Genomic DNA, 18,314 nt, shown 5'->3' with positions numbered 1-18,314 from the left:
CATGAGGTGCCCCTAGTTTCCTAGACACCTGCCTTGTTCAGTTTCTGCTGCCAGATTTCGAAGTCAACGGGCGACAGCATGCCGTTGTTCGTGTGCTTGCGCTTCGGGTTGTAGAATAGCTCGATGTAGCCGAAAACGTCTCGCCGCGCGTCGTCGCGGGTCGGAAATGTGCGCCGTCTGATCCGCTCCCGTTTCAAGAGTTGTAAGAAGCTCTCGGCGACGGCGTTATCGTGGCAGTTCCCGCGCCGGCTCATGCTGGGTTCGAGGCCGTGCTGGCGGAGAAAGGTCTGCCATTCCCGGCTGATGAATTGGGAACCCTGGTCGGAGTGGACCATGACCCCACCTGCGGGTTTGCGCCGGCACACGGCCATCAGCAGGGCTTGCAGGGCGACGTCCGTGGTGATGCGCGATCGTGCCGACCAGCCGACGGTGAGCCATTGATGTGCCATTGGTTCGAGCACAATGGCGAACGCGCGAGAACAGATCGATGACGACGCACAGATACAGCCAGCCCTCATGGGTTTTGATATAGGTGATGTCGGTCACCCAGACCTGATCCGGCGCGGACGTCTCGAACCGCTGCTCCAGCCTGTTCTCGGCCACCACCGCTGGCTTGCCGCCATAGCGGCCGGGACGACGCCTGTAGCCGATCTGCGCAGCTATCCCGGCCAGCGACGCGAGCCGAGCAACACGATTCTCCGAGATGCGTTCGCCCTGGTCACGCAGGTCGTCGGTCAGCTTGCGATATCCATAGACCTTGCCGCTCTCAGTCGAGGCCTGCCGGATCAGCTCGGTCTGACGTGCATCCTCCCGCGCACGGTGGCTTAATGGATCCTTAAGCCATGCATAGAACCCGCTAAAATGCACCCGCAGCACTCGACACATGGCGCGGATGCCAAACTCTTCGCGATGCGCCCGGATGAAGGCGTACTTCATTGGGACTCGCGCGCGAAGTACGCGTTCGACCATTGTCCTCGGACCAATGGCGGAACATGGTCCCACCCTTTTTTGGGATGTCGCGCTCCTCGGTGACCCGCGCCAGCTCCCGCTTCAGCCGCCGGTTCTCCGCCTCGTGGTCCACCCCGGGCTTCGCGGCAAGGCTCCCCGAACAGCTTCCGCCACTTGTACAGGGAATACGTGCTGACGCCCAAACACCGGGACACCTCACGCACTGGATACCCGCGCACCGTGATCTGATGCACCGCATCCCGCTTGAACTCGTCGCTGTAATTGCTTGTACCCATGGTGGCCTCCTTGCCTCACAGTTAGGCGGCAAGGCGTCTACAAATCTAGGACCACCACAGCTGAGAGATGGAGCGCGCAGCGACCTCGCTGGTCAATGCGCGGGAGAACACAGCCGTCGACGTTGAGTAGGCGCCGTGATCCCGGCGGAAGTTCTCCTCTTTCGCATTAAGGATGATCCGCGAGGCTCGGTAGGCCAGCCTCTGCCAGTCCGGATCTGTCTCGTCGAGCGGGATGCCGAGGCGGTCGGTCACTTGCCGGAGTGGATCCCGGGCCATGTCCCGATCCCGAAGCCGGATTGCATCACGGGCGGTCACAATCGCCGCTTCGGAACACTGCAGTTCATAGGCGGCCACCTCCGGAGTGCGAATGGGGGCGACCTCGCGCGCAGCCTCGGCCACGTCGATGAGAAACCGACTGAGCCCGTCCAGGAGCCTCTCCATGATGTCCGGCGATATTGCCATCGTCCTCTCCGTCACGCTGGCGAAGGCGATATCGCTCAGAAGGGTAAGTTTCTGAGCCAGGGCCTTCGGGTCGGGGAGGACGTGGGATCGAAGCGAGAGGAGCAGTGACATTTTTTTCGGAGAGACCTCCGGACCCCAGGCCCGTAGGGCCTGGGGCCAGCGCCGACGCCAGTGGAAGCCGCTCGGGCGGTATTCGAGGTGCGGTTGCGATCCGGTCGTGAAACGCAAGTCTGCGACTCCTGTGCCAGCGTTTGTGCCACGCGGTGGGACAGGAGATGTGCCACGCCAAGAACTCTCCGAATGTAGACGAAGAAAATCCTTGGAAGTCAGTCTCTCAGGATTTGTTGGCTCCGGCGGTAGGGATCGAACCTACGACCAATTGATTAACAGTCAACTGCTCTACCGCTGAGCTACGCCGGAACAACGCGGCTCCTATAACAAGGGGGATTCCGGGCGTCCAGAGGGATTTTCGTGGAATCGTCATTTACCTGTGGGCAGCGCGAACCGCGCGTCCGGGGCGAGGGCCGGATCTGCCGTGGCAAGGTTTCTGGTCGCCAGATCAATGAGATGCGCGAAGACGTTTCGCTCTGCCATCGGAAGCAGGGCGGGCGGGGTGTCGGTGTAGATCGCGGCCGTCAGCATGGCAGGCGTTGCGGGGCCTTTGGAAAGCTGTTTCAGGATCGCCGCCTCGCGCGTCAGGCGGTGGTCGATCAGGGCGCGGCAGCGGGCGGCGGGGTCCGGGATCGGGGCGCCGTGGGCCGGGTGGAAAACGTTGAAGGGCAGGGCGGCCAGCCGCGCGGCGGTGGCCATGAACGCGGTCAGGTCGCCATCCGGGGGCGAGACCATCGTGCTGGCCCAGCCCATCACCACGTCGCCCGAGAACAAGATGTCGTCCCAGCCAAAGCACAGGTGGTTCGCGGCGTGGCCCGGTGTGTGCAGCGCGGTCAGCGTCCAGTCGCCGTCCGATACCGTGTCGCCGTCCGCCAGCGTCGCGTCGGGACGGAACGCCAGATCCAACCCTTCGCCGCCGCCGGCGCCCTGTGACGACAGCGCCTGCATCACCGGGCTGCGGCCCGCCAGCGCGTCGCCGAAGGCCAGAATCGGGGCGCCGGTGGCGGCGCGCATCGCGGGGACCAGCCCGGAATGGTCGCGGTGGGCGTGGGTCAGCAGGATGTGCGTGATCCGCTCGCCCGGGGCCAGCGCGGCCAGGATCGCGTCGCGGTGCGCGTGCTGGTCCGGGCCGGGGTCGATCAGCGCGACGCGGCCTTCGCCGACCAGAAAGCTGTTGGTGCCCCGGAACGTCATCGGCGACGGATTGGGCGCCAGCACGCGGCGCAGGCCGGGGGCCAGCACCTCGGGCACGCCGGGCTGCGGATCGAAATCCATCTCGGTCACGGAAAGTCGCTTTCTCCTGAGGGGGCTGCGGGGCTATTGCTAACGCATGAGCTTGTTCCGGGGCAAATCCTACATGCCGCGTTCGCTGTACGGGCGGGCGGCGCTGATCCTTCTGGTGCCGATCATCACGCTGCAGCTGGTGGTCTCGGTCGTCTTCATCCAACGTCATTTCGAGGGCGTGACCGAACAGATGACCCGCAACGTGGCGCTGGACCTGCGGCTGGTGCGCGACGTCATCGACGATGCGCCGGATCTTGCGGCGGCACAGGCGCAGGGCACCGCGTTGGGCGCGCCCTTGGCGCTGGAGATCACGCTTCCGGCCACCGCGCCCGAGGGCGACGCACGGCGGTTCTACGACTTTTCCGGGCTGGCGATGATCCGCACCCTGCGGGCAGAGATGGACGGCGTCGCGGCGGTGGACATGCAAAGCTCCAGCCGTCGGGCGGTGGCGTGGCTGGACACGGTGCACGGCACCATGCGGGCCGAGTTCGACCGGCGCCGCGTGTCCGCGTCGAACCCGCACCAGCTGCTGGTGCTGATGCTGGTGACCGGCGCCCTGATGTCGGTGATCGCCTATGTCTTCCTGCGCAACCAGCTGCGGCCCATCGCCCGGCTGGCCGCCGCCGCGGCCGAATTCGGGCGGGGACGGATGGTGCCCTATCGTCCCTCGGGCGCGAACGAGGTGCGGGCAGCGGGAAGTGCGTTTATCGACATGCGGTCCCGGATCGAACGCCAGATCGAGCAGCGCACGATGATGCTGTCCGGCGTCAGCCACGACATGCGCACGCCTTTGACGCGGCTGAAACTGGGTCTGACGATGCTGGACGACGAGGCCGAGGCCGCGGCGATGCTGCGCGACGTGGACGACATGGAGCGGCTGCTGGACGAGTTCCTGGCCTTCGCGCGCGAGGAATCGCTGGGCGAACCGCTGGACAGCGATCCCGTGGCGCTGGTGCGCGACGTGGCCGACCGGGCGGGCGAGAAGGTCACGCTGACCGAGGTGACGATCAGCGACGCGGTGGACGACGTCACCACCAAGCTGCGGCCGCACGCCATCGTTCGGGCACTGGAGAACCTTGTGGGCAATGCCTTGCGATACGGCCATTCCTGCGAGATGCGCATATCGGTGACCGAGCGGGCGATCCGCATTTCGGTCGAGGATGACGGACCGGGCATCCCCGAGGATCTGCGGGAAGAGGCGCTGAAGCCGTTCTCGCGCCTCGACAAGTCGCGCAATCAGGACCGGGGCACCGGCGTCGGGCTTGGGCTGGCCATCGCGCAGGACATCGCGCGGCGCCACGGCGGGTCGCTGTTCATGGGCGAAAGCGAGCGTCTGGGCGGCCTGAAGATCGACCTTGTGATGGCGCGCTAGGCGGTCTCTTCCGGGTTGTAGATCCGCACCGGGCGGCGGTCGTCCGGGTCCAGCGACGGGATCGCGGACAGAAGGCACCGAGTGTATTCGTGCTTTGGATTAGCGAACAGCTCTCGGGTCGGGGCCTGTTCCATCATCTTGCCGTGGTACATGACGGCGACGAAATCGCAGACATGGGCAACCACGCTCAGGTCGTGGCTGATGAAAAGGAACGTCAGATCAAGATCGCGCTGCAACGACTTGAGAAGGTTCAGGATGTCGGCCTGAATGGACACGTCGAGCGCCGCCACGGCCTCGTCCGCGACCACGAACTTCGGGCCCGTCACCAGCGCCCGCGCGATCGAGATACGCTGACGCTGTCCGCCTGAGAAGGCATGCGGATAGCGGCGCAGGTGTTCGAGGTTCAGGCGGCACTTGGCGGCGATCTCGCGGACCCGCTCGTCGGTTTCGGCGCGGCTTTTGGTCAGGCCCATGACTTCCAGCGGTTCCGCGATGATGTCGCGCACGGTCATCCGGGGCGACAGCGCGGCATAGGGGTCCTGAAAGATCAGCTGCGCGCGGCGGCGGTATTCCTTCAGGTCGCGCGGCTTGATGTCCTTGACGTCAAAGGTGCGCTCGCCGTCGTCATAGACGATCGACCCTTCGGTGATCGGGGCGGCCCGCAGGATGGCGCGGCCCAGCGTCGTCTTGCCCGATCCGCTTTCGCCGACCAGCCCGACGAAGCTGCCCTTGGGAATATCAAGACTGACGCCGTCCACCGCCTTCAGCACGGGCGGTTCGCCGAACATGCGACGGCCCAGAGGGAAATGGATCGACAGGTCCTTGATCTTGATCAGGGGGCGGCTGCTCATGATGTGGCCTCCTTCAGGGCCGGCACGTCCTCGGGGAACAGCGCGGCAAAGTGGCCGGGGGCGACCTCGGTCATCGGGGGGACCTCGCGTTCATAGCGCGAGCCGGGAACGTGGTTCGGGTTGCGGGTGTGGAACACGCATCCCGTGGGCCGCTCTAGCGGGCTGGGAATGTCGCCGGGGATCGGCGTCAGCGGCGCGTCGAGGTCGTCGAGCTTGGGCAGGGCGTTGATTAGGCCTTGCGTATAGGGATGCGCCGGGCGGCGGATCACGTCGCGGACGGCGCCCGTTTCCATGATCCGGCCAAGGTACATCACCGCCACCCGGTCCGCCGTCTGGGCGATCACGCCAAGGTCGTGCGTGATGAACAGGATGCCCATGCCGAATTCGGCCACCAGGTCCTTCATCAGCTCGATGATCTGCGCCTGGATCGTCACGTCCAGCGCCGTGGTCGGCTCATCCGCGATCAACAGCTTGGGCTTGGTCGACAGCGCCATCGCGATCATCGCGCGCTGCCGCATCCCGCCCGAGAACTCGAAGGCGTACTGGTCGAAGCGTTTCGCCGGTTCCTTGATGCCGACGCGGTCCAGCATCTCGATCGAGATCTGCTTGGCGCGCTTCTTGTTCATGTCGGTGTGCAGCAACAGCTGTTCGACCATCTGGTCGCCGATGGTGATCGCCGGGGCGAAGCTGGCCATCGGTTCCTGGAAGATCATGGAAATCGCGCCGCCGCGCACCGGCTTCATGTCGCGTTCGCGTTTCAGCGACAGGACATCCAGCGGGTCCGCGCCGGGCACGTTCAGGGTGATCCGGCTGGCAGGGTCATAACGCGTGTTGCCGGCGTTCAGCAGCATCAGCGACTTGGCCGTCACGGACTTGCCCGACCCGCTTTCGCCCACCAGCCCAAGCACCTCGCCGGGGGCGATCTGGAACGATACGTTCTCGACCGCCGTGATCAGGCCCTCGTCGGTGTTGAAGCGGATCGTCAGGTTGTCGACATCGATCAGGGGGGTGCTCATTTCTTCTGCCCCCCGTAAGGATCCGCCGCGTCGCGCAGGCCGTCTCCGACGAAAACGAAGGCCAGCACCAGTGCGATGAAGAAGAACACCGGGATGAAGTACCATTGGTAGTTCAGCAGAACATCCGCCGAGGTGGTGTTTTGCAGCATGACGCCCAGCGAGTTGACGGGGTCCTTCAGGCCGAGGCCGATGAAGGACAAGGCGGTTTCGGACAGCACGATGTAGGGAAAGGAAATCACGAGGTCGACGATGATGTAAGAGGTGAAGGACGGCAGCAGATGCCGCCGGATGATATGCCCGGCGGGCGCGCCGCACAGCTGCGAGGCCAACACGTACTCCTGGTTTCGTTCGACCAGCAGGTGGGTGCGGACCCGGCGGGCGAGGGTGGGCCAGTTGATGAACCCGATGATGATCGAGATAAAGAAGAACCGCATCTCGGACGACCATGTATCGGGGATGAAGGCGGCGATGGCCATGAACAGCGGGATGATCGGAATCGTACGGATCGCATCGGTCACCATCTGGATGATGCCGTCCGTTACGCCGCCGAAATACCCGGCGACGCCGCCGATGATCAGCGCCAGCACGAACGAGATCAGCACACCCAGCGTTCCCACCGCCAGCGACGTGTAAATCGCGTGCAATGTGCGGCTGAAGATGTCCTTGCCTGTGTCGTCGGTGCCGAACAGGTGGACAAAGCCTTCATCCACACCGAACAGGTGCAGGTTGCCCGGGATGAAGCCGAACAGCTTGTAGTCGTCGCCGGTCACGAAGAACTGCACATAGCGGCGGTCTTCGGTATCGACCGTGGTCACCAGCCGCAGGTTCACCGGCGAGCGTTCGGTCTTGAAGCCATATACGAAGGGCCGCGCCGAGCATCCGTTGTGGTCGCAGAACTGCGGCACTTGCGGCGCGCCGTTCAGATAATCCCGGTCCCGCCCGGCGATCGACGGATCGTAGGGCGACAGGAAGGGGGCAAACAGACCCATCAGGATCAGCAGCACAAGGATGGTCGCCGCGATCATCGCAGTGCGGTTCTTCTTGAACCGGGCCCAGATCAGCTGTCGCTGGGTGGCGGTGAAATAAGCCTCGCGGGCGCGGCGGGCGACGGCGTCCTCGGTCTCGACCACGCTGACGGCGGGGCCGGTGGTTTCGGCAAGGTTCGGCTGTGTCGGATCGGTCTGGCTCATGCCGCGCCTCCCATTACCGATTTGCGGATACGCGGGTCGATCAGCGCCAGCGCGATGTCGGTGATGAAGTTCACCGCGACAATGCTGGCGGTCAGCAGGAAGATGATCGCGCCCGCAAGCTGCTGGTCGTTGGACCTCGCAAGGGCTTCCAGAAGCAGCGCGCCCGCCTCGGTCAGGGTCAGGATCAGCGCGACGATGGGAAGCTCGTTGAAGATGCGGTTCAGGTCGAAGCCCAGCGAGTTCACGATCGGCCCCAGCGCGTGCCGGGCGGGATAGCGCCACAGCAGGCGGCGGCCGAACAGGCCACGGGCGCGGGCGGCGGTGACGTACAGCTTGGCCTGCTCGTCCAGCATCAGCGCCCGCACGGTCTGAAGCGCGAAGGCGGTGGCCGACCAGCCAAGGATGAACACCGGCAGCCACGCGCGGGACAGGAAGTCGCCGATCCGCGCCCATGACCAGTCGGCGTTGCGATATTCGTTCGAGAACAAGCCGGTCATCGAGTCGCCGAACACGACGGTCGACACCAGCATGATGATCAGCGCCAGCAGGAAGTTCGGCATGGCAAGGCCAAGGTAGGACACGAACCGCAGCGAGCCGTTCAGCATCGCGCTGTTGGACGACGCCGATATGATGCCGACGGGTATCGCTATGAGATAGGCCAGGAACAGGGCCGTCAGGCAGATCCCCAGCGAGATCAGGAACTTGTCGCCCAGAAGGTCATTGATGTTCAGGCGCAGAATACAGCTGTCGCCGAATTCTCCCTTGAGGAACACGTTGCCGACCCACGATCCCCAGCGCACAAGGAATGGCCGATCCAGACCAAGACGGCGTTCTTCCGCCTCGATATCGGCGACCGAGATGCCGGAGCCTTGGGTGTTCTTGAAGGCAAGATAGCGCTCGGCGCAGTTGCCCGGCACCAGTTCCATCAACGTGAAGACGATCAGCGACACCATCAGCAGGGTGAATAGCGCCATCGCCGCGCGCACAGTCGCGAATTGCAGGAATTGTAACATCCGTCCCCGTCGTGTTTTCCGACGATCCAACCCGGGAATCGTTCGGCCGGTCAAGAAGACGCCGGACAACTCTCGCTGCCCGGCGCCCCTTTTTCACTCAGGTGATGCGGATTGCATCACACCCGATCACTCGTCCAGCCACCACTGGGCGGGCAGGTACGGGAAGGTCCGGTAGTATTCGTAGGACTGGGTCTTGAACTCGGTGACGTTTTTCAGCGCGTTGCGGTGATAGATCACGTTCGGCGCCTGCACCGTGCCGATGAACAGCAGGTTCTTGGTCATCGTGTCCGCCATACGGGCCCCGATCTCGGCCTGTTCGTCCGATCCCGGTTCGGCGCCTTGGAAGGCGGCGATGTCGGCCATCAGCGATTTCACGTACTCCGGCGGTTCAACGCCCGAAGCGCCGTCGGTGTCGACCCATTCTGCCCACAGCATACCGACGCGGTGACCGAAGTAGTTCTCGAACGGCGGCACCCACAGTTCGTTGTTGCCCAGCACGATGGCGACCGGCTGGCCTTTTTCCCACATGCCGACGTCCAGCGCGTTGGACGACTGGGCGGACCGGTATTCGTCCGGGGTGACTTCTTTGACGGTCGTCTGCACGCCGACATCGGCCCAGTTCTGGGCGACCAGTTCGACGACTTCGCCGCCGATGCCTTGCGTGGCGAACTGCATGTTCAGCACGAAGGCAGACCCATCGGGCAGCTCGCGGAAACCGTCACCGTCGGTGTCGACCATGCCGATCTCGTCCAGCAGCGACATCGCCATCTCGGGATCGTACTGCGCCATGTAGGACGTCAGTTCCGGATCGACCCATTCAGGGGTCGGCGAGAAGCCGATGTACTGCTTCGCTTCGCCCTGTCCGAAGAACGCGACCTCGTTCAGTTCGTCGCGGTTGATGGCGACGGACATCGCCTCGCGGAACTTCAGGTTGCCGAACAGGTCGCGCTTGGCCTCGTCGTCGCTGGTGACGTTGAACGAGAAGGCGGGCATCGCGATGGTCGGTTTCAGCTGGATCGTGTAGTCGCCGGCTTCGGCGCTATCCAGCAGCAGCGGGGCAGAGCCCAGCGTCAGCGACTGTGACTTGTAGTCGGCTTCGCCGTTGACCAGCTTCAGGATCCGCACCTCGTTGTCGTTCGCGTACAGCTCGTCCTGACGGCTGATGTACGGAAGCTGCTGGCCGGTGGTGTCGACCATGAAGAAGTACGGGTTGGCGACCAGCGTCCGGCCCTCGGTGGTGTCGCTGGTGTAGATGTGGCTTTCCAGCGTAGGGTAGGTCGCCTTGTCGAGGCAGGTCAGCTTGTCGGGGTTGTTCAGCATCGGCGTGGGCGTGTCCGTCCAGTCCGAGTTGCCGAAGTAGGCGGTGATCACTTCCAGCCCGGTCTCGAACCCGCATTCCTGCGCCAGCGTATCGGCGTCCGGGTTGATGTCGGGGTGGTACTGGCCAAGGAAATGCATCGGCAGGAAGCCCTGCGCGAAGCTGGTGGCGAAGTGCGCCAGCAGACCCGGCTTGGGCGAGGGCAGCTTGAACACGACGGTGACATCGTCCGGCGTCTCGACCGTCATCGGTTCGCCCGCGACGAGGACATAATCCTTGGGCTGCTCGATCACCTTCGAATCCAGCGAGATGTTGTCGTACCAGAACTTCACGTCCGCCGAGGTGAAGGGCGCGCCGTCGGACCACTTGTGGCCTTCGCGCAGGGTGAATGTCAGCTCGGTGAAGTCATCGTTCCACGACCACGACTTGGCGACGTTGGGGACGATGGTGTTCAGGTCGTCGGAATACCGCACCAGGTTGACGTGGCGCGTCGACAGAAAGTCCGACGTGCCGGCTTCGGTCGCGTTGGACAGGGCGTGCAGCGTGCCGCCGTAGCTGCCGACGGCGTCATAGGGCACCACGACCAGCGGCTCGGCCGGCAGGCGTTCGGCCAGCGGCGGCAGCTCGGGGTTGCCCTGGATCTCGCCGTTCAGCGTCTCCATGTCCGGGTTCGCTGAAAATTCCATCTCGCATCCGGCGGCTTCCTCGAACTCGGCCAGATCGAATTGCTGCGGAAACGCACCCGCGGCCACGCCCATCATGTCGGCTTGCGTCACCGCCGGGCAGGACGCCCATGCCGACGTCGTCAGCAGCAGCAATGCGCCCGCGCTTAAAAGTCCCTGTTTCATTGTATTCCCCGTTGATCGTTTTTTGGTATGCGAATGAAGACTAGGCTTTGTTTCCCGCGTGTGACAACTGACAACTTATCCACAGAGACTTCTGATAATGTTCGGAAAACCGGATCATCCGAATGAATACGCTTTGACCGCGCGGGCCTGCCTGAAAACTGTGCGTCCGGCGGAAACCAGTGTCGGTTCCTGCGGCCATGCGCCCCGCCGGGCCATCCGGCCACATGAAATCCGGCCGGGAGCGCGTGCGGAATGCTGATCCACGTCGGAAAGAATCGCAACGTGGCCATCGACCTGCGGCTGGCCATCTGGCTGTCTTTGGTGGCCGGTGCTGTGAACGCGGCGGGCTTCCGGGCGCTTGGCTATTTCTCGGCCAACATGACGGGCAACGTGTCCACTGCGTCCGACATGCTGGCGCTGGGGCGCTGGCTGTCGGCCCTGTGGTTCCTGTCGCTGCTGGCCGCCTTCGTCGCGGGCGCGGCGGTGTCGGCGCTGTTGATCGACGCGGGCCGGGCGCGGCGCATCCACGGGGTCTATGCCCTGAGCATCGTGGCAGAGGCGGTGCTGCTACTGATCCTTGCCGCACTCGACCTTGCGTTCCCGATCGCGGTCGGGGGCCGGGTGATGATGGTGGGGCTAAGCTTTCTGATGGGAGTGCAGAACGCCGCGACGACCCGAATCTCGGACGGGCGGGTGCGCACCAGCCATGTTTCGGGCATCGCCACGGATCTGGGGATCGAACTGGCTGCCGTGCTGAGACGCGGCAACGCGCAGGGTGCGCGCGCCACGGCGATGCGGTCCCGGCTGAAGCTGCACGCCGCCACCTTGGCCGCGTTCTTCGGCGGCGGCGTGGCCGGGGTGCTGGGCTATGAACGGATCGGACCGTGGGTGTTCGTTCTTGTGGCGGTGGTACTGCTGGCGCTGGCCCTGCCGGAACTGCGCCGCGTGCACGGGGCAGGCGCGCGCTGATCCCTCTTTCACCGGCGCGGCGTTTGCGGGATACCGAGGCGGACATGGCGCCGAGTCGCGCCGTATTGGGATGTATCCTGGACGTCTGACCGGATGGGTTTCGTCATTTTCGTCAACGGGCTGGTGCTGTTGTTCTTCGCCGCCCTCATGCTGGTGGACGGGGTGCTGTTCAACGCCACCGGGCCCGTCTTCGTCGAAGGCGCCACGCTGGCGGGGTTCGTCGGCGCGGGGCTGTGCCTTGCGGCGTGGAACCGCATCTCTGGCCTGCGCCGGGTCCATGCCTTCGTCGTCACCTCGACCGTCTGGATCACGGCCGCCGTGGCCGGCGCGCTGCCGCTGTATTTCTGGCAGATGACCGGCGTCGACGCGTTCTTCGAGTCGATGTCCGGCATTACCACCACCGGATCGACCGTCATGTCCGGTCTCGACACCACCCCGCGCGGCATCATCCTGTGGCGCGCGATGTTGCAAGCGGTGGGCGGCATCGGCTTCATCGTCACGGCCATCGCGATCCTGCCGATCCTGCGGGTCGGCGGGATGGAACTGTTCCGCACCGAAAGCTCGGAAAAGGGCGACCGCGAACTTCGCAACGCGACGCTGTTCGCGACGGCGACCCTGACGACCTATCTGGTGCTGATGGCGGTCTGCGCCGGGGTCTACCTTCTGGGCGGGATGGGCGTGTTCGACGCGGTCACGCACGCGATGACCACGCTGTCGACCGGGGGGTATTCCGGCTATGACGCGTCGTTCGGCCATTTCGACAGCGGGTTCCTGCAATGGTCGGCGACGCTGTTCATGCTGATGGGGGCGCTGCCCTTCGCGTGGTACATCCGGCTGGTCCATCGCGGCACGATCCGAAGCCAGCAGGTGCGGCTGATGATCGTCAGCCTGACGGTGGTGATCCTGCCGCTGGCGCTGTGGGTGTCGACCGCCGATCACATCCCGCCGTGGGTGGCGCTGCGGCTGGTGGCGTTCAACGTGGTGTCGGTGGTCACCACCACCGGCTTCGCCACCACCGACTATACCGCGTGGGGCCCGGTGGCGGTCGTGGCGTTTTTCCTGCTGACGGCGGTGGGCGGCTGCACCGGCTCGACCGCGGGCGGCGCGAAGGCGATGCGCTGGATCCTTGTCGGCCGGTCGGTGCTGGTCCTGATCCGCCGCATCCACTTTCCCCACACGGTCGCCTTCGTCCGGTACGAAGGCCGGCGGGTGGACGAGCGTGTGATCGGCTCGGTCGTGGCCTTTTTCATGTTCTACGCGGTGACCTTTGGCGCGCTGTCGCTGGTGCTCGCGTATCTCGGACTGGACCTTGCCACCGCCACCAGCGGCGCCCTGACGGCCCTTGCCAACGTCGGCCCCGGCGTCGGCCTGCTGATCGGCCCCGCAGGCAACTTCGCCAGCCTCAGCGACCCGGTGAAGGCGGTGCTGTCGGTGGGCATGTTCCTAGGACGGCTGGAAATGATCACCGTCTTCATGCTTCTCACGCCGCTGTTCTGGCGCGAGGCCGTCTGAACGGGCTTGCATGAAGGTGGTTTGGTAGGCCCGGAGGGACCACCTCAAGTGAGCGTTTTCAAAGACTTGTCCCAAGGTTAGCCGCCCAGCACACGGCTACCCAGCACAAGGAGCGATAGCGCCGGGCTAACCGCCCCATAAAGCCTTGCAAACAAAGACTTATGGTAGGCCCGGAGGGACTTGAACCCCCAACCAAAGCGTTATGAGCGCTCTGCTCTAACCAATTGAGCTACAGGCCCGACCTGCAACGGTGATTACCAGAGATCGGGCGGTGGTCAAGCTGGGGCGGGTCACGGTCTTGGGGGGTGCGGCCTTCGCGCCATGCGCCACATCCGGCCGTCGAGGATGGCCAGTCCAAGGGCGAGGATTGCGAAGCCCGCAAGGGCGCGCGGCGGCAGGGTTTCGTCCAGCACCCACGCGCCCAGAAGGATCGCGACGGGCGGGATCAGCAACGTCGTCAGCAGTAGGTTGCCGCTGCCCGCCATTTTCAACACGCGGAAGTACAGAAGGTAGGCGACCGCCGTGCCGATCACCGCCGCATAGGCCAGTGCGGCCAGCGTCGCCGGGGCCGCAAGGCCGGTTGGCAGCCCGTCCAGCCACAGGGCGGCGGGCAGGGCAAGGGCGGCGGCCCCGGTCAGCATCCCGGCGGCGGCGGTCAGGGGCGGCAGGTGCGACAGCATCCGTCGTCCCCACGCCCCCGCCAGCGCATAGGAAAACGCGCCGCCCAGCACCGCGACCTGTCCCAGCGAACGCAGGTCGAACCGAAGCAGCGCCTCGGGGCCGATGGCCAGCACCACACCGGCGAACCCCACCGTGACTCCGGTCAGCCGCCGGGCGGTCAGGCGCTCGTCCCGAAAGGCTATGGCGGCGACGGCCACGCCGAACAGCGCCGTCGCGGCATTCAGGATCGAGGTTAGCCCGCTTTCGATATGCAGTTGCCCCCAAGCCATCAGCGCATAGGGCAGCGCGTTGTTCAAAAGGCCCATGACAAGGAAGGCACCCCAAGTCCGGGCGTCCTTGGGCACCGGAAGCCCGCGCAGCAGCACGATCCCCCACAGGATCAGCGCGGCCCAGACCACGCGATGCGCCACCACGGTGGCGACCCCAAGCTCGTCCAGCGCGATGCGCACCGACAGGAAGATCCCGCCCCAGATCAGGGCAAGGCAGGCAAGTTCGGCCCACGCGCGGGGCGATAGGGATTTCTGTGTCATGGCATCCGTCTAGCGAAGCGACGGACGCTGCCGCGACCCGGATCGTGCGGATTGATCGGGCCCGTGGTTTAGCGAGGTCTAACCGGCAACGCGGCGTGCCTCTTCCGCCGGGCCTTTGGCGATCTCGGCGAAACTGCTTCGCATCAGCCACTTGGTCAGGGTCCGTTCCATCAGGTCGTGACCCGTCAGAGAGATGCGCCCGCTGTCGATTTCCGTTTCGAAGCTTGTATGCCCCATCCACGCGGACGTCAGCGCGCGAAGCTCACAGACCACGAACAGATCGACGTCGAACTTCGGGTCGGTGTAGCACAGGTCCGTTTCTTCGCCGGGTTTGGACACAAGCCAATAGTTCGCCGTGTCATTCGGCGCGTCGTTCAGGATGAACTGGATCACGCATTTCGGCTTCGGCAGATGCAGCCGGTCGATCTTTCGGCGGATGTTCCACATCAGCACGCGGGCGTCCAAGGCCTGAAGCGACACCTCGCAGTCGATGTTGCGATGCGCCCATTCCCCAAGACCCCGGATCAGCGGCTCTAGCTCGTCCGCGAGCGGGGTCGTCAGGTACTCGGCATGGCCGCCGCCATCCCTGCGCCGCATGACAAGGCCGGTCGCCTCCATTTCCTTAAGGCGTTTCGACAGCAGTCCGGGTGACATCCCGGGCACGCCGCGCTGGATTTCGTTGAAGCGGGTCGAGCCGGACCAAAGCTCGCACAGCAGCAGCATGGTCCAGCGTGGCTCTAGCAGGCTGGCCGCCATCGCGACCGGGCAGAACTTGGGATAGAGCGAGTTGGACATGACGGCACCTCCGCCCGCAGCAAAGCATCCCGGACCCGCATGCGTCTACTTCAGAAAGTGTAGTGGGTTTGCTGCATTTGCAGAACTGGCCCGGGATGCGCCGATGGTGCGAGCCTTGTTGGACCAGACACAAACGCAACGGAGGTGCGACATGCCATTGGTGGATATCGAAGTGATCGAAGGCGTTTTCGACGAGGATCAGAAGGCGCAGATGATCGAGAAAGTGACCAACGCGATGGTCGAGGTCGAAGGAGAGGCCATGCGCGGCGTGACATGGGTGCGGGTCAAGGAAGTGCGCAGCGGTCAGTGGGGTATCGGGGGCAACACGCCCAGTGCCGCCGACATCAAGGCGATGGCCGCCGGGTGATATAGGGCCGGTCGGTGCGCCGATCCGGCGGGCCGGCCGATGCCTGTAGGTGCACATTCTCAAGGAGACGACGCTATGGATCGCAACACCCATGCCCGCGACGCACAACTGCGCGCGATTTCGGTCTTCGGGCGGTGCCCGGACCGGGCGCGGGTCGTCAATCGCGGGGCCGCCTTGGTCGAGGACGGCCTGAGTTGCGCGTTCGAGCAGGACGGGCACCGCATCAAGATCGATATGCCAACTGCGATCGGCGGAAGCGACGAAGGCCCCGCGCCGGGCTATTTCGCGCGCGCCGCGATTTGTAGCTGTATCGCGATCGGGATCAAGATGACGGCGGCGCGAGAAGGGCTGCGGCTTGACGCGGTGCGCGTCGCCATCGAACAGGACTGGGACAATCGCGGGGTGCTGGCGATGGCCGGGGCAAGCCCAGTGCCTGCCGACACCCGCATCGCGGTCGAAATCACAAGCACGGAGCCTGCGGATACGATTTCCGAAATGGTCGACCGGGCGCTTGCCAACGACCCGTGGTTCCTTGCGTTTCGGGATGCGCAGCCGGTCAGCACGGCGGTTTCGATCAATGCGGTCCAGACGTGATGGATGCGCGGCTTCAATCACGGGTCCAGCGCTATGGGTGGGATGCCGCGTCCGGCTACTATCACGACGCGTGGTCGGCCCAGCTTCGCCCCGTCCACGACAGCCTTCTGCGGATGGCCGGGATCGAACCCGGCCAAAGTATCGTCGAAACGGCCTGCGGAAGCGGGCTTTTGACCGTCCGTCTCGCCAAGCAGGTCGGGCCGTCGGGGCGTCTTCTGGCCACCGACATTTCGCAAGGGATGCTGGACGATCTGGGCGTCCGGCTGGCCGACGATGCGATCGACACGGTTCAGGCAGCACGGATGGCGGCGGACCAGCTTGCCGTGCCGGACGAAAGCTTCGACGCGGCGGTTTGCGCGTTGGGGCTGATGTATACGCCAGACCCCGCTGCTGCCCTGTCGGAAATGGTAAGGGTCACCGCGCCCGGTGGCGTCGTCGCGGCCAGCGTCTGGGGCGAGCGGCGATGCTGTGGGTGGGCCGACGTCTTTCCGATTGTCGACGCCCGTGTCGCGTCCGAAGTCTGTCCCATGTTCTTCGGCACCGGTGCGCCGGATGCGTTGACGCGTCTTTGCAAGACAGCGGGTTTGACGGACGTGGCAGAGCACCGCCAGTCCGAGACGCTGCTGTTCGCATCCGATGAAGACCTGCTGCAGGCGATCCTGTTGGGCGGACCGGTTGCGCTTGCCGTGAAACGGTTCAGCCGGGCTGTGTGGGAAGAGGTCTGTCACGAATTCCTGCAATCGGTAGCCGACTATAAGCGGTACGATTGCAGCTATGGTATTCCGGCAGAGTTCGTCACCGTTACCGGACGTCGGCCCCCACGTTGAATGTCCGGCGGCGTCCCGCCCTCCCGCAACGAAAAAGGCCCCGCCTTTCGGCAGGGCCCGTTGTCCGATTCTGGAGAGATCAGAAGGTAAAGCCGGCTTTCATACCGAAGGCCACGGCGGTGTTGTCGGTGAACTCGCCCGCCGGGGCGCCGCCAATCTGGGTGGTGCCATCGCCGAACCAGACATGCTGCAGGCCAGCCTGAAGCTTGAAGTTGTCCTGCGTGTAGGTCACCCCCATGCCGACAGCGGTGCGGCCGTCGGGCGGGAACAGGTTCGACTTGAAGCCGCCGGTGCCGGGCTCGTAGACGGCAAAGCCGGACAGCGCCCAGTTCTCGGTCAGCTGACGGCCGACGCCCAGCGTGTAGGTGATCGTGTCATCCTCGTAGGCCACCAGCGGCTGACCGCCGGTCAGCGTGCCGTAGTCGGCGGGAGAGATGTCGAACTCGGACCAGTCGACCCAGCGCACCTGACCGAAGACCAGCGTGCCGGGGGCGACGCCGCTCTGGAAGTCGAGGTTGATCGCCTGCGGGGTGTTCACCTCCATGATCGAGGTATTGCCCACGCCCAACGGCGAGGTCTCGGTGGTTTCGAGGTCGTGCGAGATGCTGGAGTAGTAGGTCAGCGCAACGCGCATCGCGAGCTCGGGGCGTTCGTACGCAGCACCGACGAGATACCCGAAGCTTTGGTCGGTATTGGTCGAACCGGTCCAGCCCGCGACGAAGGGGATGAACGCCTCTGCATCAAGGCTTTGCTGACGGATTCCGGCATAGGCGCTGAGGTTGTCGGTGAACTTGTACCGGCCGATGGCCGAGATCGCCGTCGACCGCAGGGTCGCCGTCGAGCCGCCGGCGAAATAGCCAGTGCCCATCGGATATACGATTTCCGCCCCGTAGGGCTTGTCGACGATGATGGCCGCGTCGATGTCGTCGGTCAGCGCGAACTTCAATGCCGCGCCGACGTATTCCAGACCTTCCGCAAGATCGCCCGACGCACTGCCGGTGATCGCGGGCGGGATCGTACCGACCTGCGTGCCGCTTACAGAAGGGTTGACCGAGCCAAAGCTGAACTCGATGTAATTGCCCTGTTCGAACAGCACGGCAATTGACTGGTTCGTCAACTCAGTGCCGCCCGCGTTCGCGACTGTACCGGCGGTCGCCAGAGTGATGGCGGTGCAGGTTAACTTGTTCATTATCCTCGTCCCTCGAGTTTTTCCGCTCGTCTAGTGAGTGAGGCTAGACGCGCCTTTTTAGCGCGGTCAAATTGTAACGCCACGTCATAGTGGTAGGCCGAGTATTCTACTCGCCCAGCGTCACCGAAAGGCCTCACCCAT

16 protein-coding genes, 2 tRNA genes and 1 pseudogene are annotated in these 18,314 nt (G+C 64.6%); 6 read left to right on the top strand and 13 right to left on the bottom strand.

The genetic code is table 11. The annotated features are described in order from the left end of the window. Positions 1–20 precede the first annotated feature (20 nt). The 4 genes and pseudogenes from P1K30_RS03325 to P1K30_RS03310 form a co-directional block, all read right to left on the bottom strand. Positions 21–1,244 (bottom strand): annotated as a pseudogene (locus P1K30_RS03325) (IS3 family transposase). Between the two features lie 45 nt (positions 1,245–1,289). Beyond that, the gene (locus P1K30_RS03320) at positions 1,290–1,817 is read right to left on the bottom strand and encodes a hypothetical protein (protein WP_275631244.1); all 528 of its coding nucleotides are present in this window, start codon (positions 1,815–1,817) and stop codon (positions 1,290–1,292) included. Between the two features lie 234 nt (positions 1,818–2,051). Next, positions 2,052–2,126, bottom strand: a tRNA-Asn gene (locus P1K30_RS03315). 60 nt (positions 2,127–2,186) lie between these two features. Then, positions 2,187–3,092: an MBL fold metallo-hydrolase gene (locus P1K30_RS03310; protein WP_275631561.1), complete on the bottom strand. Its 906-nt coding sequence runs from the start codon at positions 3,090–3,092 to the stop codon at positions 2,187–2,189. A 55-nt stretch (positions 3,093–3,147) separates the two neighbouring features. On the opposite strand from P1K30_RS03310, the gene P1K30_RS03305 reads away from it, so the two are divergent. Further along, on the top strand, positions 3,148–4,473 hold the full coding sequence (locus P1K30_RS03305) for an ATP-binding protein (RefSeq protein ID WP_275631243.1): 1,326 nt from the start codon (positions 3,148–3,150) through the stop codon (positions 4,471–4,473). Here the strand turns inward: P1K30_RS03305 and P1K30_RS03300 are convergent. The 5 genes from P1K30_RS03300 to P1K30_RS03280 all read right to left on the bottom strand — a co-directional run bounded on the left by P1K30_RS03300 (position 4,470) and on the right by P1K30_RS03280 (position 10,709). After that, a complete protein-coding gene (locus tag P1K30_RS03300; protein ID WP_275631242.1) occupies positions 4,470–5,324 on the bottom strand; it encodes an ATP-binding cassette domain-containing protein in 855 nt (284 codons plus the stop codon). The two genes, P1K30_RS03305 and P1K30_RS03300, sit on opposite strands and share 4 nt — an antisense overlap. Beyond that, positions 5,321–6,340: an ABC transporter ATP-binding protein gene (locus P1K30_RS03295; protein ID WP_275631241.1), complete on the bottom strand. Its 1,020-nt coding sequence runs from the start codon at positions 6,338–6,340 to the stop codon at positions 5,321–5,323. Before P1K30_RS03295 ends, P1K30_RS03300 begins: the two co-directional genes overlap by 4 nt. Then, positions 6,337–7,530 (bottom strand): ABC transporter permease, encoded by a 1,194-nt coding sequence (locus tag P1K30_RS03290; RefSeq protein WP_275631240.1) that lies wholly within the window; start codon positions 7,528–7,530, stop codon positions 6,337–6,339. Before P1K30_RS03290 ends, P1K30_RS03295 begins: the two co-directional genes overlap by 4 nt. Next, positions 7,527–8,543 carry an ABC transporter permease gene (locus P1K30_RS03285; RefSeq protein WP_275631239.1) on the bottom strand — a complete coding sequence of 339 codons (1,017 nt, stop codon included), beginning with the start codon at positions 8,541–8,543 and terminating at the stop codon, positions 7,527–7,529. The genes P1K30_RS03290 and P1K30_RS03285 overlap by 4 nt, the downstream gene beginning before the upstream one ends. Before the next feature lie 126 nt (positions 8,544–8,669). Further along, positions 8,670–10,709 carry an ABC transporter substrate-binding protein gene (locus P1K30_RS03280; protein WP_275631238.1) on the bottom strand — a complete coding sequence of 680 codons (2,040 nt, stop codon included), beginning with the start codon at positions 10,707–10,709 and terminating at the stop codon, positions 8,670–8,672. Between the two features lie 252 nt (positions 10,710–10,961). Here P1K30_RS03280 and P1K30_RS03275 point away from each other — a divergent pair, with 252 nt between their 5' ends. Both P1K30_RS03275 and P1K30_RS03270 read left to right on the top strand, forming a co-directional pair. Beyond that, a complete protein-coding gene (locus P1K30_RS03275) occupies positions 10,962–11,678 on the top strand; it encodes a YoaK family protein (RefSeq protein ID WP_275631237.1) in 717 nt (238 codons plus the stop codon). Positions 11,679–11,771: 93 nt separating this feature from the next. Next, the gene (locus tag P1K30_RS03270) at positions 11,772–13,190 is read left to right on the top strand and encodes a TrkH family potassium uptake protein (protein ID WP_275631236.1); all 1,419 of its coding nucleotides are present in this window, start codon (positions 11,772–11,774) and stop codon (positions 13,188–13,190) included. 162 nt (positions 13,191–13,352) lie between these two features. Here P1K30_RS03270 and P1K30_RS03265 read toward each other — a convergent pair. The 3 genes from P1K30_RS03265 to P1K30_RS03255 all read right to left on the bottom strand — a co-directional run bounded on the left by P1K30_RS03265 (position 13,353) and on the right by P1K30_RS03255 (position 15,196). After that, a tRNA-Ile gene (locus P1K30_RS03265) sits at positions 13,353–13,429 on the bottom strand. Between the two features lie 51 nt (positions 13,430–13,480). Then, positions 13,481–14,401 carry a DMT family transporter gene (locus P1K30_RS03260; RefSeq protein WP_275631235.1) on the bottom strand — a complete coding sequence of 307 codons (921 nt, stop codon included), beginning with the start codon at positions 14,399–14,401 and terminating at the stop codon, positions 13,481–13,483. Positions 14,402–14,479: 78 nt separating this feature from the next. After that, positions 14,480–15,196: a winged helix-turn-helix transcriptional regulator gene (locus tag P1K30_RS03255; protein ID WP_275631234.1), complete on the bottom strand. Its 717-nt coding sequence runs from the start codon at positions 15,194–15,196 to the stop codon at positions 14,480–14,482. Between the two features lie 151 nt (positions 15,197–15,347). On the opposite strand from P1K30_RS03255, the gene P1K30_RS03250 reads away from it, so the two are divergent. The 3 genes from P1K30_RS03250 to P1K30_RS03240 all read left to right on the top strand — a co-directional run bounded on the left by P1K30_RS03250 (position 15,348) and on the right by P1K30_RS03240 (position 16,984). Next, positions 15,348–15,563, top strand: coding sequence for a tautomerase family protein (locus P1K30_RS03250; protein ID WP_275631233.1), 216 nt, complete (start codon positions 15,348–15,350; stop codon positions 15,561–15,563). 75 nt (positions 15,564–15,638) lie between these two features. Next, a complete protein-coding gene (locus tag P1K30_RS03245) occupies positions 15,639–16,157 on the top strand; it encodes an OsmC family protein (RefSeq protein WP_275631232.1) in 519 nt (172 codons plus the stop codon). After that, positions 16,157–16,984, top strand: coding sequence for a class I SAM-dependent methyltransferase (locus P1K30_RS03240; protein ID WP_275631231.1), 828 nt, complete (start codon positions 16,157–16,159; stop codon positions 16,982–16,984). Before P1K30_RS03245 ends, P1K30_RS03240 begins: the two co-directional genes overlap by 1 nt. Positions 16,985–17,063: 79 nt before the next feature. On the opposite strand, the gene P1K30_RS03235 is transcribed toward P1K30_RS03240, so the two are convergent. Continuing rightward, the gene (locus tag P1K30_RS03235) at positions 17,064–18,173 is read right to left on the bottom strand and encodes an OmpP1/FadL family transporter (RefSeq protein WP_275631230.1); all 1,110 of its coding nucleotides are present in this window, start codon (positions 18,171–18,173) and stop codon (positions 17,064–17,066) included. Between the last annotated feature and the right edge of the window lie 141 nt (positions 18,174–18,314).

The organism is Psychromarinibacter halotolerans, from assembly GCF_029168315.1.
Classification (GTDB): domain Bacteria; phylum Pseudomonadota; class Alphaproteobacteria; order Rhodobacterales; family Rhodobacteraceae; genus Psychromarinibacter; species Psychromarinibacter halotolerans.
The sequence above is the reverse complement of the archived record's forward strand: the minus strand, read 5'-3'. Positions and strand labels throughout refer to the sequence as shown.